13 protein-coding genes are annotated in these 13,520 nt (G+C 67.7%); 8 read left to right on the plus strand and 5 right to left on the minus strand.

Annotated elements, in window-relative coordinates:
* The first annotated feature begins 19 nt into the window (after nucleotides 1–19).
* Nucleotides 20–946 carry an ATP-binding cassette domain-containing protein gene (locus VHA82_RS17315; RefSeq protein ID WP_325546015.1) on the plus strand — a complete coding sequence of 309 codons (927 nt, stop codon included), beginning with the start codon at nucleotides 20–22 and terminating at the stop codon, nucleotides 944–946.
* Between the two features lie 19 nt (nucleotides 947–965).
* On the plus strand, nucleotides 966–1,787 hold the full coding sequence (locus tag VHA82_RS17320) for an ABC transporter permease (RefSeq protein ID WP_325546017.1): 822 nt from the start codon (nucleotides 966–968) through the stop codon (nucleotides 1,785–1,787).
* Here VHA82_RS17320 and VHA82_RS17325 read toward each other — a convergent pair.
* Nucleotides 1,762–1,908 carry a hypothetical protein gene (locus VHA82_RS17325; protein ID WP_325546019.1) on the minus strand — a complete coding sequence of 49 codons (147 nt, stop codon included), beginning with the start codon at nucleotides 1,906–1,908 and terminating at the stop codon, nucleotides 1,762–1,764. The two genes, VHA82_RS17320 and VHA82_RS17325, sit on opposite strands and share 26 nt — an antisense overlap.
* A 123-nt stretch (nucleotides 1,909–2,031) precedes the next feature.
* Here VHA82_RS17325 and VHA82_RS17330 point away from each other — a divergent pair, with 123 nt between their 5' ends.
* The gene (locus VHA82_RS17330) at nucleotides 2,032–3,438 is read left to right on the plus strand and encodes a GAF domain-containing protein (RefSeq protein ID WP_325546021.1); all 1,407 of its coding nucleotides are present in this window, start codon (nucleotides 2,032–2,034) and stop codon (nucleotides 3,436–3,438) included.
* 36 nt (nucleotides 3,439–3,474) lie between these two features.
* Here VHA82_RS17330 and VHA82_RS17335 read toward each other — a convergent pair whose 3' ends face one another.
* On the minus strand, nucleotides 3,475–3,771 hold the full coding sequence (locus tag VHA82_RS17335; protein ID WP_325546023.1) for a hypothetical protein: 297 nt from the start codon (nucleotides 3,769–3,771) through the stop codon (nucleotides 3,475–3,477).
* On the opposite strand from VHA82_RS17335, the gene VHA82_RS17340 reads away from it, so the two are divergent.
* On the plus strand, nucleotides 3,770–4,228 hold the full coding sequence (locus VHA82_RS17340; protein ID WP_325546025.1) for a hypothetical protein: 459 nt from the start codon (nucleotides 3,770–3,772) through the stop codon (nucleotides 4,226–4,228). The two genes, VHA82_RS17335 and VHA82_RS17340, sit on opposite strands and share 2 nt — an antisense overlap.
* Before the next feature lie 118 nt (nucleotides 4,229–4,346).
* Here VHA82_RS17340 and VHA82_RS17345 read toward each other — a convergent pair whose 3' ends face one another.
* Both VHA82_RS17345 and VHA82_RS17350 read right to left on the minus strand, forming a co-directional pair.
* Nucleotides 4,347–4,958, minus strand: a complete 612-nt coding sequence (locus VHA82_RS17345; RefSeq protein WP_325546027.1) for a TMEM175 family protein — start codon at nucleotides 4,956–4,958, stop codon at nucleotides 4,347–4,349.
* 7 nt (nucleotides 4,959–4,965) lie between these two features.
* The gene (locus tag VHA82_RS17350) at nucleotides 4,966–6,609 is read right to left on the minus strand and encodes a choline dehydrogenase (protein ID WP_325546029.1); all 1,644 of its coding nucleotides are present in this window, start codon (nucleotides 6,607–6,609) and stop codon (nucleotides 4,966–4,968) included.
* Between the two features lie 236 nt (nucleotides 6,610–6,845).
* Here VHA82_RS17350 and VHA82_RS17355 point away from each other — a divergent pair, with 236 nt between their 5' ends.
* The 4 genes from VHA82_RS17355 to VHA82_RS17370 all read left to right on the plus strand — a co-directional run bounded on the left by VHA82_RS17355 (nucleotide 6,846) and on the right by VHA82_RS17370 (nucleotide 10,555).
* Nucleotides 6,846–8,186 carry a TldD/PmbA family protein gene (locus VHA82_RS17355; protein WP_325546031.1) on the plus strand — a complete coding sequence of 447 codons (1,341 nt, stop codon included), beginning with the start codon at nucleotides 6,846–6,848 and terminating at the stop codon, nucleotides 8,184–8,186.
* On the plus strand, nucleotides 8,186–9,481 hold the full coding sequence (locus VHA82_RS17360; RefSeq protein ID WP_325546033.1) for a metallopeptidase TldD-related protein: 1,296 nt from the start codon (nucleotides 8,186–8,188) through the stop codon (nucleotides 9,479–9,481). The genes VHA82_RS17355 and VHA82_RS17360 overlap by 1 nt, the downstream gene beginning before the upstream one ends.
* Entirely contained in the window at nucleotides 9,478–10,053 is a 576-nt protein-coding gene (locus VHA82_RS17365) for an isoprenylcysteine carboxylmethyltransferase family protein (RefSeq protein ID WP_325546036.1), read from the plus strand. Before VHA82_RS17360 ends, VHA82_RS17365 begins: the two co-directional genes overlap by 4 nt.
* A 64-nt stretch (nucleotides 10,054–10,117) precedes the next feature.
* Complete coding sequence (locus VHA82_RS17370) at nucleotides 10,118–10,555, plus strand: SRPBCC family protein (RefSeq protein WP_325546038.1); 438 nt, start codon at nucleotides 10,118–10,120, stop codon at nucleotides 10,553–10,555.
* Between the two features lie 5 nt (nucleotides 10,556–10,560).
* Here VHA82_RS17370 and aceE read toward each other — a convergent pair whose 3' ends face one another.
* The gene (aceE, locus tag VHA82_RS17375; RefSeq protein WP_325546040.1) at nucleotides 10,561–13,461 is read right to left on the minus strand and encodes a pyruvate dehydrogenase (acetyl-transferring), homodimeric type; all 2,901 of its coding nucleotides are present in this window, start codon (nucleotides 13,459–13,461) and stop codon (nucleotides 10,561–10,563) included.
* Between the last annotated feature and the right edge of the window lie 59 nt (nucleotides 13,462–13,520).

Genomic DNA, 13,520 nt, shown 5'->3' on the forward strand with positions numbered 1-13,520 from the left:
CTCGCTATATTAGCCAGCCATGTCCGAGCTGTTGCTGGATGCGCGCCACCTGAGCAAGCGCTATGGCGGCCAGGCCGTCGTGAACGACCTGTCGTTTCACATCGCCCCCGGCGAATGCCTGGGCGTGATCGGCCCGAACGGCGCGGGCAAGACCACCACCATCCGCATGTGCCTCGGCCTCACGCCGCCCGACACGGGCGAGATTCACGCGCTCGGCCTGCACATGCCGCGCGACGCGCTCGCCATCAAGGCGCAGCTCGGCGTGGTGAGCCAGTTCGACTCGCTCGACCCGGACTTCTCCTGCGCGGAGAACCTGCTCGTCTATGGGCGCTATTTCGGCATGAAGGACCGCGCCATTCGCGAGCGCATCCCGGAGCTCCTCGAATTCGCGGCGCTCTCGCACAAGGCCGACGCCAAGCCGGCGCAGCTCTCCGGGGGCATGCGCAGGCGGCTCTCGCTCGCGCGCGCGCTCGTGAACGACCCGCGTCTGCTGATGCTCGACGAGCCGACCACCGGCCTCGATCCCCAGGCGCGCCACCTGATGTGGGAGCGGTTGCAGGTTCTCATGCAGCAGGGCAAGTCAATCCTGCTCACTACCCACTTCATGGACGAAGCCGAAAGGCTGTGCACGCGTCTCATCGTGCTCGACCATGGCAGAAAGATCGCGGAAGGCACGCCGCGCGAGCTGATCGCGCAGCACCTCGAGCCCGACGTCGTGGAAGCCTATGGCGACGGCGCGCTCGCGCTGATGGACGACGCATCGCTGAAGGCGCTCGCCGCGCGCGTCGAAGTGAGCGGGGAGACCGTCTTCTTCTACACCGCGCAGCCGAAGCCGCTCATCGAGGCGCTCGATGCGCACCCGAAGCTGCGCATCCTGCACCGGCCGGCGAACCTGGAGGACCTGTTCCTCAAGTTGACCGGGCGGCAGATCCGGGAGGAGGGGTAGCATTGCTGTCCCCGATGCAATGACCGCCTATTTCGTTCCGCCCACCCCGCCGAGCGACTGGCGCGCGCCCGCGCTGTCGCTGCGCTGGTGGCCGGTCTTCCTGCGCAACCTGCTCGTGTGGAAGAAGCTCGTGCTGCCGAGCCTCATCGGCAACATCGCCGAGCCGCTCATCTGGCTCGTGGCATTCGGCTACGGCATGGGCATGCTGGTCGGGCGCGTGCAGGTGCAGGGCGAACAGGTGCCCTACATCCTCTTCCTCGCGAGCGGCTCCATCTGCATGAGCGCGATGAACGCCGCGTCGTTCGAGGCGCTTTATTCCGCGTTCTCGCGCATGCACGTGCAAAAGACGTGGGACGGCATCATGAACGCGCCCGTGAGCCTGGACGACATCGTGATGGCGGAGATGCTCTGGGCCGGCTTCAAGGCGCTCTTCACCGCGACGGCGATCCTCGGCGTGATGCTCGCGCTGAACATCAGCCACAGTCCGAAGCTTGTCGCGGCGTGGCCGGTGCTCTTCGCCACGGGCATCGCGTTCTCGTGCATCGCCCTCATCTTCAACGCGCTCGCGCAGGGCTACGATTTCTTCACCTACTACTTCACGCTCTTCCTCACGCCGATGATGTTCCTCTCCGGCGTCTTCTTCCCGCGCGAGCAGCTGCCGGGCCCGGTGCGCGCCGTCTCCGACTGGCTGCCGCTAACCAACGCGGTCGAGCTCGTGCGGCCGATGTTCATGGACCGCTGGCCCGAACACCCGGTGCGCAACCTTCTCGTGCTTGCCGCCTACGCCGTTGCCGCTTACTGGACGGCACTCGCGCTCACGCGCCGCCGCTTCGCGAACTGAGAATGGACGGCCAGCAGTGCCTGCCGCCGGACGTCGTGGCGACGCTGCGCGGCGGCGTGTCCGTGATCGCCGCCTCGTGCGACAGCCACCGGCGCCCGAGCATCATGCGCGCCGTCGCCATTGCCATCACGGACGACGGCTCGGAAGTGACGATCTTTCTCGATCGCGGCGCGGCGCGCCGCCTGCTGCAGGACGTCGCGGCGCAAGGGCAGCTCGCGGTCGTGATCACGCGCCCGACGACGCATTGGGCGCTGCAGCTGAAGGCCTCGCGCGCGCAACTGCGCAATGCGACGGCGAGCGGGACATCCGCGCCGCGCTGGAAGGCGCGATTCCGGCCGTGCTCGCGACATGCGACGAACAGGGCCTGCCCAACGCCGCGTATCTCTCGCAGGTGTTCTACGTGGACGAGCGGCACGTCGCGCTCTCCTTCCAGTTCTTCAACAAGACGCGGCACAACATCCTTGCGAATCCGTATGCGAACGCGCTCGTCATGCATCCGATCACCTCGCGGATGTACCGGCTGCACCTGCGCTACCTGCGCACCGAAACGCAAGGGCCGCTCTTCGAAAGCATGAAGGCGCAGCTGGCGGGCATCGCGTCGCACTCCGGCATGGAAGGTGTGTTCCGCCTGCTGGGCTCCGACGTTTACGAACTGCTGGAGCTGGAGGAAGTCCCGGGGCAGACGATGCCCGACCGGCCGCCGCGCACGGGCCTCCTGGGTGCGGTGCGCCGCGCGAGCGAACGCATCGCGCGCTGCGCCTCGCTCGACGACGCGCTCGCGAGCGTGCTCGCGAGCCTGGCCGACTCGATGGACATTCGCCACGCGATGGTGCTGATGCTCGATGCGGCGAGCGGGCGCCTCTATACCGTCGCAAGCACGGGCTACCCGACCTCCGGCGTCGGCTCGGAGGTCGCGCTGGGTCAAGGTGTGATCGGGGTGGCCGCGCGCGAGGCCACGCCCGTGCGCATCGGCCACATATCGAGCGCGTACAGCTACAGCCAGGCGATCCGCTCGGGCATGGGCCTCGCCGACGCGGTGGAGATTCCGTACCCGGGCCTGCCGCAGCCGCACAGCCAGGTGGCGGTGCCGATCCTTTGCGCTGCGCGTGTGCTCGGCGTGCTGTTCGCGGAAAGTCCGCAGGACAGACGCTTCAACTACGAGGACGAGGATGCATTGGTCGCGGTCGCGGGGCAGCTCGGCGCGACGATCGAGCTGCTGCGTGCCTCGGACGAAAGCGATTCGGCCGATGCCTCGCCCGCCGGGCCGCCCGCGGCGCAAGGCGCGCCGCTCGTGCTCAGGCACTTCGCGGCGAACGACAGCGTGTTCCTCGACGACGCCTACCTGATCAAGGGCGTGGCAGGCGCGATCCTCTGGAAGCTGCTGCGCGACTACAGCGTGCAGGGACGCATCGAATTCAGCAACCGCGAGCTGCGGCTCGATCCGTCGCTCAAGCTGCCCGACGTGAGCGACAACCTGGAGGCGAGACTGCTCCTGCTGCATCGCAGGCTCGCCGAGCAGAGTCCGCATCTGCGGATCGAAAAGACGGGCCGGGGAAGATTCCGGCTGGTGGTCGGGCGGCCGGTGCAGCTGGTGGACGAACCCCCTCACCCCCACCCTCTCCCCCAAAGGGGAGAGGGAGCAATACCCTAGGGTGGCGTGACCGAAGGGCACCCCACCGCCGCGACCTCACCACCCCGCCGGAACCTCCAACCCCTTCGCGAGCTTCTCCCACTCGCGCCGGGTGAGATGCGGCCTCACCGTTTCCAGCATCGCCTGAAGCGCCGGTGCGGGCACCTTCGCCTTCACGTCCGTCAGCAGCCCGAGCCGCTCGGCCGGGCTCATGAAGGGCACCATCCAGCGCATCGCGAACATCATCTGCGAGGGCGGAATCGACGCCACGAGTACGTCGTGGATCGCGAGAAGCTCCGCATCCGTATAGCGCGCCCACAGCACCGCGTTGTGCGCGGTTTCTTCCACATGCATGTGCTGGAAGTTCTGCGCAATGAAAAGAGCGAGCTCCCCGGTACAGCACGGCCACCACCGCCGTGCGCATGGGCCGCGCGGCTTCGCGCATATCCTTCACGGTATCGGCGAGATGGGCGATGTCGCGCGAGTGTTCTTCGTGCTCGTGCGCGATCTGCTCGCTGGCGCCCGCGGCCCGCGCCTCGATCGCCGCATGCACGTGCTCGTTCTCGTGCTTCAGGTGCGAAGCGCAGAAGTCCAGCAGCTCGAGCACGCGCTCGGTGACCTCAGAGAGTTCCAGATCGTCGTCGCAATCCATGCGGCCGACGGCCAGGAGCGTATCGGCCATCAGCGCGCGCAGCGCCTTGTGGATGCCGGAATATATATCGAAGCGCGGCGCGGCGGCCTCGCCGACGCGGGCGAGTTCCTGGGGGTCGATGTTCATCACGGGTTCCTTTCAAGAAGGACCGCAGTCTAGGAACGCGAACGCTCGTGCGTTCTGAAGAATGGCTTGAGGAATTCCTCCGCAAACCTTAAGCGGCCACGCCGTGTGAAGTACGTCACGCGAAGACGCGCGAAGCGAGGGCTGCAGGAGGCTACGCGCGCCGCAGCGGCGGCATGAGCACCATCCCCGCCATCGCGAGCATGTTCCAGCCCGGCACGAAGAACGCCAGCACGAACGCGGTGAGCGCGCAGGCCGGCAGTCCGTAGGCGCGGCGGTTCAACGCGCGACGCAGGGTGTCGTCGATCGGCTTCGCGTGCACGTGCGGCTGGTGAAGCAGCTCGCGCGTGCGAAGCGCCCCCGTCACGGCAACGGCGAGCATGTTGCCCGCATACACCGCCGCACCGGCCGGCAGGTTGCCGTGTTCGCCGACGAGCGCCGTGGAAAACGGCATCAGGCTCACGCACGCGAGCTGCAGCAGCTCGAGGCGCACCATCGTGTGCGAGAGCGAGTGCACGAGGTGGTAGATCCGCACCTGCGAGAGCCAGAGAATCGCCATCACCCAGAAGCTCAGGACCCAGCTCAGGATCTTGGGCAGGAGGTCGCTCAGGGCCCGCCCGAGATCGGCGTTGGTCGCGTGCTCGGCGAGCGGCGGCAGTTTCAGTTCGAGGACGAGCAGCGTGAGCGCGATCGCGTAGATGCCATCGCTTAGCGCTTCGATACGCTGCTTGCCGATGTCGCCGGCGGGCCTGGGTTCCTCGCTCATCGAGGAGCTACTGTAGCGTCACCAGGTCGGAGTCGTCGGTGAGTTCCGTGACCAGGGGGTCCAGGTTGATGCCGCGAATCATGTCCGCCGCCTTCTCCGCGATCATGATCACCGGCGCGTTCGTGTTGCCGCTCACGATACGCGGCATGATCGAGGCATCCACCACGCGCAGGCGGTCGATGCCGTGCACACGCAGGCGCTCGTCCACCACCGCCATCGGGTCGCGCCCCATGCGGCAGGTTCCCACCGGGTGGTAGATCGTGTCGGCGTACGAGCGGATGAACTGCTCGATCTCGGCGTCGCTTTGCGCCGAAGCGGACGACGCGAGCTCGCGCCCGCGATAGCCCGCGAGCGCGGGCTGCGAGAGGATATTGCGCATCAGCCTGAAGCCGCGCACGAGGCGATCGACGTCGTCGCGCTCGCCGAGGAAGTTCGGGTCGATCGCGGGCGCGGCCATCGGGTCCGACGTCTTCAGCGTGAGCGCGCCCCGGCTCGCCGGCCGCAGCAGACACACGTGGCACGAATAGCCGTGGCCGAGCGTCGTCTTGCGGCCGTGATCCACGAGCTTGCCGACGATGAAATGCAGTTGCAGATCGGGGATCGCTTCCTCCGGCGCACTGCGGATGAAGCCGCCCGCCTCGGCGAAGTTGGTGGTGAGCATGCCCGTGCGGTGCCTGCGCCATTCGAAGACTCCCTGCAGCAGCCGCCAGGCGCCCACGAGGGACAGGCCGAACAAGTCCTTCAGGTGCGGCGCGTCGATCACCTGCACGACGTCGACGTGATCGTGCAGGTTCGCGCCCACGCCGGGCAGGTCGTGATGCACGGGAATGCCGAATTCCTGCAGGTGCGCGCCCGGCCCGATGCCCGAGAGCATCAGCAGTTGCGGCGACTGCAGCGCCCCCGCGCTCACGATCACCTCGCGGCCCGCGTGCAGCACCTTCGACTCGCCGTCCTGCCGGTACTCGACGCCCACGGCGCGCCGGTCTTCCAGCAGCACGCGCGTCGCTTGCGCGCCGGTGATCACTTGCAGGTTGGGACGCGAGAGGTTCGGCGTGACGTAGGCCTTGGCGGCGCTGAAACGCTCGCCGCGGCGATGCGTCACCTGGTAGACGCCGACGCCTTCCTGCGTTGGGCCGTTGAAGTCCCGGTTCTGCGGAAAACCCGCCTGCACGCCGGCTTCGACGAAGATCTGCGAGAAGCGGTTCGCGCTCGACAGGTCCATCACGTTGAGCGGGCCGCCGGTGCCGTGAAAGGCGTCGGCCCCGCGCTCGTTGTGTTCCGACATCCTGAAGTAAGGCAGCACGTCGTCCCAGCCCCAGCCGGGATTGCCCTCGTGCTTCCAGTGCTCGTAATCCGAGGGGTGGCCGCGCATGTAGATCATCGCGTTGACGGAGCTGGAGCCGCCCAGCACCTTGCCGCGCGGCTGATAGCCGCGGCGCCCCGCGAGCCCCGGTTGAGGCACGGTTTCGAACGACCAGTTGAACTGGCCGTTCTTCGCGATCACGGCGAGGCCGGCGGGGCAGTGGATGAGCACGCTCGCATCCGGCGGGCCGGCTTCGAGCAGTGCCACGCGCACGGTCGGGTCCTCGCTCAGCCGCGCGGCAAGCACGCACCCGGCGGAGCCGCCGCCCACGATGATGTAGTCCACCATAGTCGAAATCCCGTTCCCTTGGGGTCTGAAGCTACGAGAAGGGTATCCGGATGAGTATGGGAAGCGTAGAGAGCAACGTCAACTCCGCGACAAGCCTCTGGATTCCCGCGTTCGCGGGAATGACGGCGAACGCGGGGATCGCAAACCCGGGTTTTCGCGCTGCCGCGCGCAGCGCTCGCGCTGTCTAATCGGCCTTCGCCCCGGCAACCCGCCGGGCGCGACAGGAGAACTCCCCGATGACCTATCTCGAGACGCGCCGCCACGAGCTGCGCAAGAGGCGGTTGATGATGGTGGACGGCAACCTCACCGTGAACACCGAAACCGCCGACACGGGCGCCAGCGTGCGCGTGAACCAGGAAGGCTACTGGGGCTTCGCCGCCAGCAGCGACACCGCGAGCGACGAGATCGCGCGCCTCACCGACCAGGCGAAGCGCAACGCGGCCGCGATGGCCCGCTTCGGCCCGAAGGACGTACTGCCGCTCGCCGGCGGCACGTATCGCGGCCAGCACGAATTCCGCGGCAAGGCGCCGATCGGCCGCAAGGAACTCGTGGAACGCATGGCCGCGCTCACCGCGTGGTGCAAGCAGCGCTATCCCGACCTCAAGTCGACGCGCATCGTGCTTGCCGACGAACACCACGCGAAGCGCCTTGCAACGAGCACGGGGGCGGATGCGCTCAACACGATCCAGCGCGCGCAGGTTCACGTGATCTTCACCGCCGACGGCAAGGACGGCGCGCCCGTGGACATCATCGAATACGGCAGCGCCAAAGGCAGCCTCGCCGACCTCGAGCTGAGCGTGGAAGCGTGGGCGCCGCAGCTCGAGCAGACGTATCGGCACCTGCGCGCCAAGTGCGAAGCCGTGCCCGCGCGCGGCGGCCTGCACACCGTGGTGCTCGATGCGCCGCTCGCGGGCATGCTCGCGCACGAGGCGATGGGGCATCCGTGCGAGGCCGATCTCGTGCTGGGCGGCGCGGTCACGGGTGACCTCGTCGGCCAGCGCGTGGCGAGCGAACTCGTCACGATGATCGATTTCGCGCACACGTACAACGGGGAAGAGCTGATGGTGCCCGTGTACTGCGACGACGAAGGCACGCCCGCGCGCGACGCGGTGCTGATCCAGGACGGCATCCTCACGGCCTTCATGTCGAGCCGCGAGACCGCGGCGAAGCTCGGCATCGAAGCCACCGGCAATGCCCGCGCCTATGCGCCTTCGGACGAGCCGCTCGTGCGCATGCGCAACACGGTGATCCTGCCGGGCAGGACGTCGCTGGAAGACATGCTCGCGGGCGTCGACGACGGCTATTTCCTCATGAAGACGGGCAACGGCCAGGCCGATTCCACCACCGAATTCATGTTCGGCGTGACGCTCGCCTACGAGATCAGGAAGGGCAAGCTCGGCCGCGCGATCAAGGACACGACCGTGTCCGGCTCGGCGATCAAGGTGCTGCAGGCGACCGACGCCGTCTCCGACGGCATGCACCACAGCTGCTCGGGCTACTGCGGCAAGAAGCAGCCGATGATCGTGTCGATGGGCGGCCCCGCGTTGCGCGCGCGGGCGCACCTGGGAGGCGAATGATGGCCATGCACGACGACATGCAGTTGCAGGCACACGCCGAGCAGGCGCTTGCGATGATGCGCGCGGCAGGATTCGACGACGCCCAGGTCACGGCGACGCGGCTCGATCTGGACGAACTCAACGTGAACCACAACGAGCCGAGCCTCTTGCGCTCCACCTCGTCGGCGAAGCTCTCGCTGATGGGCATCGTGGACGGCCGCATGGCTTCCACCGAGACCACGCAGTTCGATGCCGAATCGATGCGCGAATGCGCCGAAGCCCTCTTTGCCGACGCGAAGTCGGCGCCGCAGGACGCGGCCAACGCGGTCTCCCGCGGTCAAAGCGCGCGCATCGTGCAGGGTCCGCAGGAAGGCTCGCGCGACATGCTCGCGCGGACGGTGAAAGACCTGCTCGACTACCGCGTGAAGGAGACGCCGCGGATGATGATCGACGAGGGCGAGGCAAGCCACCGCCTCGTGCGCTGGCACACGCTCACCACCGGCGGCAGCGACATCGCGGGCCGCCTCGGCTGGTACTCCGCCGGCGCGTTCGGCACGGCGCGCGAAGGGAAGAAGTCGAGCTCCTTCAACTACACCGGTGGGACCACGCACGACCTTTGCGCGCAGCCCGTGCACGAGCAGTTCGGCATCGGCGCGATGCTGCGCGACACCGAGCGGCAGATCGAGACCGCGCCGTTCGCGGGCAAGTTCGTGGGGGACGTGGTGCTGATGCCCAACGCGGCGGAAGACCTGCTGCAGTGGTTCCTGGGGCAGCTTTCGGACATGCAGCTGATCGCGCGCAGCTCGCTCTATCGGGAAAGCGTGGGCGAGGCGGTCGCATCGAAGCTCCTCACGATCCGCAGCCGCTTCGATGCGCCCGGCGTGGCCGCCGTGTCGGGCGATGCCTTCGTCGCGAAGCCCGTCACGCTGGTGGAACAAGGCGTACTGCGCACGCTCACGCCCACGCTCTACGGCAGCCGCAAGACGGGCCTGCCGCACGTGCCCGTGGCGGGCGGCGGCTGGGACGTCGCGCCGGGCGACACGCCGCTTGCCGCACTGATCGGGCGCGTGCAGCGCGGCGCGCTGGTCGGGCGCCTCTCGATGGGCATGCCGGCGCCCAACGGCAACTTCTCGGGCGTGATCAAGAACAGCTTCGCGATCGAAGGCGGCGAAGTGCGCCATGCGCTCGCGGAAACCATGATCACGGGCAACATGGGGCGCATGCTCCAGGACATCGTCGGCGTGAGCCGCGAAACCCAGGACGGCACCGGCTGGCGGCTGCCGTGGCTCGCCATCGCGAACCTGCATTTTTCGTGAACCCGGCGATGACCGTGTGGGCACTGGCGTTCGTCGTCATGTGCGTGGCCTATGCGCTGGAGGAGTTCGTGCTGATCAAGCCGGTCTCCACCATCGCGCAGTCCGACCCGCTGAGCCGCCGCATCGAGCTGGCCGCGATCTGGGTTCCCGCGATCGGCATCGCCGTCACGGGCGGCACGCTGCGCGCATTCGGCTCCGTGTGGGCGGGCGAGCTCGTGAATGCGCTCGGCGTGGTGCTGTGCGTGGCGGGCATCGGCCTGCGCTACTGGTCGCGGCGCGTGCTGGGGCGCTTCTTCACGATCGGCGTCGTGCGGCAGGAAGGCCACACGGTCGTGCGCGAAGGGCCGTACCGGTTCGTGCGGCATCCGGGCTACCTCGGCTTCATCCTCTTCTGCCTCGGCCTGCCGCTCGTGGTGGGAAGCTGGCTCGGGCTTTTGGTGCTGTCGCTGCCGTCGATCGTGGTGTTCGTGTGGCTCGTGCGCGTGGAAGACCGCAAGCTCGCCGAGGCGCTCGGCGACGAATACGTGCGCTACCAGGCCGAATCGGCTCGGCTCGTGCCGGGCGTCTGGTAAATCTGACAGGCGACAGCGGCGAACGCGCTTGCATCCGCGAGCCCGCATGCCGCGTAATCCGCACATGCCGGCCATTCAGCACACCATCGACATCCCCGTCGCGCCCGAGGCGCTTTTCGACTTCGTGACCAACGCCTCGCAATGGCATCGCTGGCACCCGGCCACGCATGCGGTGCGCGAAACGCCGTCGCGGCCGCTGCGAGTCGGCGAGACCGTGATCGAGCACATCAAGGCCGCCCACCGGGAATTCGACGCGAAGTGGACGGTGACGGCATGCGAGCGGCCGACTCTCTGGCGCATCGAGACGGCCACCGAACACGGCGCATCCACCATCACTTATCGCCTGTCGCCGAAGGACGGCGGGACGCATTTCGAACGCACCTGCGAGTTCAGGTCCCGGGGTCTCTGGAGCTTGCTCGATTCGACGGTGGCGAAGTGGATGCTGGCACGGCAGGCCGCGGCGGCGATGACGAATCTGCGCGAAGTGCTGAAGTCCGCCTGAGCGTTTCAGAGCATGGCGCGTGCCGCGCGCGCGATGCTTGCCGCATCCACGCCGAAGAATTCGCGCAGCGCAGCGCGCGTGTCGCTGCGGCCGAAGCCGTCGGTGCCGAGTGTGGTGAAGGGGCGGTGGCCCGGCACGAAAGCGCGAATCTGCTCGGGAACGGCACGAACGTAGTCGGTCGCCGCGACGATGGGGCCGTTCGCGCTCGCGAGCAGGCGTGCGATGTGGCTTTCGTCATTCGCGCTCCTTACTCCGTCATTCCCGCTCCCGCCTCCGTCATTCCCGCCCCTTGTTCCGTCATTCCCGCTCCTTACTCCGTCATTCACGCTCCTTACTCCGTCATTCCCGCCCCTTACTCCGTCATTCCCGCGAAAGCGGGAATCCAGGACGCGTTGAAGACGCTGGATTCCCGCTTTCGCGGGAATGACGGAGGTGGGAGCGGGATTGACGGAGGTGGGAGCGGGAATGACAGAGGCGCAAGCAGGAGCGCAACGCGCCAGCTCGCTCCAGCTCGTCACGCTGATCGCCTCGCTCGCAATGCCCTCGCTCGCGAGAATCTTCGCCGCCTCGATCACTTCCGTGAAGATCGCGCCCGACCCCATCAGCGTGACCTTCGGCTCGCCTTCTCCGAACGTGCCGAACCGGTACGCGCCCCGGATCACGCCCGCGCGCTGCGAGTCCGCCAGGTCGGGCATCGCATAGTTCTCGTTCATGAGCGTGACGTAGTAGAAGACGTCCCGCTGCTCCACCAGCATCTCGCGCATGCCGTGGTCGATGATCACGGCCAGCTCGCTCGCGAACGCGGGATCGTAGGCCCTGCAGTTGGGAATCGTCGCAGCGACCAGATGCGAGGAGCCGTCCTGATGCTGCAGGCCCTCGCCGCCGAGCGTCGTGCGCCCGCTCGTGGCGCCCAGCAGGAAGCCCCGCGCACGCTGGTCGGCCGCCGCCCAGATCGCATCGCCCACGCGCTGGAAGCCGAACATCGAGTAGTAGATGTAAAACGGCAGCATCGCGAAGCCGTGCACGCTGTAGCTCGTGGCGGCCGCGGTCCACGACGCGATCGCGCCCGCTTCGCTGATGCCTTCTTCGAGGATCTGGCCGTTCAGGGCTTCGCGATACGAGAGCACCGAGCCGATGTCCTCCGGCTCGTATTTCTGCCCCACGCTCGAATAGATGCCCACCTGCCGGAAGAGATTGGCCATGCCGAAAGTGCGCGCCTCGTCGGCCACGATCGGCACGATGCGCGGGCCCAGGCGCGCATCCTTCAGCAGGTTGCCCAAGAGGCGCACGAAGGCCATCGTGGTGGACATCTCCTTGCCGCCCGCGCGCACGGCGAACTGCGCATAGGCGTCCACGTCGGGCACAGGCACCGGATCGGCCGCGGTCTGGCGCGAGGGGATGTAGCCGCCGAGTGCCTGGCGGTGTGCGTGCAGGTACTTCATCTCCGGCGAATCGTCCGCCGGCTTGTAGAACGCGAGCGCCTTGCACGCCTCGTCCGCGATCGGCAGGTTGAAGCGGTTGCGAAATTCCAGCACGTCGGTCTCTTCGAGCTTCTTCTGGCTGTGCGTCGTCATGCGGCCCTGCCCGGCCGCGCCCATGCCGTAGCCCTTCTTCGTGTGCGCGAGGACCACGGTGGGCGTGCCCGCGTGACGCGCCGCGGCGTCGTAGGCCGCGTGGATCTTCACGATGTCGTGGCCGCCGCGCTTCAGCCGGTCGATCTGCTCGTCGGTCATGCCTTGCACGAGGCGCGCGAGGTCCTCGTTCTGGCCGAAGAAGTTGTCGCGGTTGAAGCGGCCGTCCTTCGCGGCGAACGTCTGCATCTGGCCGTCGACCGTGTGCGCGAACGCCTTCACGAGTGCGTTCGTCGTGTCGCGCGCGAAGAGGCCGTCCCAGTCGCTGCCCCAGAGGAGCTTGATCACGTTCCAGCCGGCGCCGCGGAAGAGCTTCTCCAGCTCGTCGATGATCCTGCCGTTGCCGCGCACCGGCCCGTCGAGCCGCTGCAGGTTGCAGTTCACGACCCACACGAGGTTGTCCAGCTTCTCGCGGGAAGCGAGCGTGAGCGCGCTCATCGACTCGGGCTCGTCCATCTCGCCGTCGCCGAACACGCCCCACACCTTGCGCCCGGTGCAATCGACGAGCCCGCGATGCGTGAGGTAGCGCATGAAGCGCGCGTGGTAGATGGAACTGATGGGACCGATCCCCATCGAGCCGGTCGGGAACTGCCAGAAGTCCGGCATCAGCCAGGGGTGCGGATAGGACGAAAGCCCGCGCGCGCCGTGCGCCGACGCCGTGATCTCCTGCCGGTAGTGCGCAAGGTCGTTTTCGGTGAGGCGCCCTTCGAGGAATGCCCGCGCGTAGACACCGGGTGCGGAGTGCGGCTGATAGAACACGAGGTCCCCACCCGCACCCCCGCCTCCGCCTCCGCCTCCGCCTCCGCCTCCGCCTCCGCCTCCGCCGCCACCGCCGTCATTCCCGCGAACGCGGGAATCCAGTGTCTTCCTCGCCCTGAAGAAGTGGTTGAACCCCACCTCGAACAGATCCGCCGCGCTCGCGTACGACGCGATGTGCCCGCCGAGTTCCCCGTACGCCTTGTTCGCCCGCACCACCATCGCGAGCGCATTCCATCGCATCACCGAAGCGAGCCGCTCCTCGATCGCGAGATCGCCGGGAAACGCCGGCTGCTGGTCCACCGGCACCGTATTGACGTACGGCGTGACGAGCTCCGGCGACCAGCCGATGCGCGGGTCGCGCGCGAGGATGGCGAGCTCGTCGAGGATGAAGCGCGCGCGTTCGGGGCCTTCGCTCGCGACGAGCGCGAGCAGCGCGTCACGCCACTCGCGTGTTTCGGCGGGATCGGTGTCGCCGGTCTCGTTGCGCAGGTATCGGGTGAGGCTCGGGTCGCTCATGGTCTGCACTGTAGATTCCCCGCCGCCGCATTGGCTATCGAAATGCACGCGCAAACGCT

The organism is Ramlibacter sp. (assembly GCF_035548915.1).
In the GTDB taxonomy this organism is placed as follows: Bacteria; Pseudomonadota; Gammaproteobacteria; order Burkholderiales; family Burkholderiaceae_C; genus Ramlibacter.

Bases quoted from the DNA above. Each gene is read 5' to 3' on its own strand.
- VHA82_RS17315 (WP_325546015.1), top strand. From the start codon at position 20: ATGTCCGAGCTGTTGCTGGATGCGCGCCACCTGAGCAAGCGCTATGGC.
- VHA82_RS17320 (WP_325546017.1), top strand. From the start codon at position 966: ATGACCGCCTATTTCGTTCCGCCCACCCCGCCGAGCGACTGGCGCGCG.
- VHA82_RS17325 (WP_325546019.1), bottom strand. From the start codon at position 1,908: ATGGCGACGGCGCGCATGATGCTCGGGCGCCGGTGGCTGTCGCACGAG.
- VHA82_RS17340 (WP_325546025.1), top strand. From the start codon at position 3,770: ATGTGCTGGAAGTTCTGCGCAATGAAAAGAGCGAGCTCCCCGGTACAG.
- VHA82_RS17335 (WP_325546023.1), bottom strand. From the start codon at position 3,771: ATGCATGTGGAAGAAACCGCGCACAACGCGGTGCTGTGGGCGCGCTAT.
- VHA82_RS17345 (WP_325546027.1), bottom strand. From the start codon at position 4,958: ATGAGCGAGGAACCCAGGCCCGCCGGCGACATCGGCAAGCAGCGTATC.
- VHA82_RS17350 (WP_325546029.1), bottom strand. From the start codon at position 6,609: ATGGTGGACTACATCATCGTGGGCGGCGGCTCCGCCGGGTGCGTGCTT.
- VHA82_RS17355 (WP_325546031.1), top strand. From the start codon at position 6,846: ATGACCTATCTCGAGACGCGCCGCCACGAGCTGCGCAAGAGGCGGTTG.
- VHA82_RS17360 (WP_325546033.1), top strand. From the start codon at position 8,186: ATGGCCATGCACGACGACATGCAGTTGCAGGCACACGCCGAGCAGGCG.
- VHA82_RS17370 (WP_325546038.1), top strand. From the start codon at position 10,118: ATGCCGGCCATTCAGCACACCATCGACATCCCCGTCGCGCCCGAGGCG.
- aceE (WP_325546040.1), bottom strand. From the start codon at position 13,461: ATGAGCGACCCGAGCCTCACCCGATACCTGCGCAACGAGACCGGCGAC.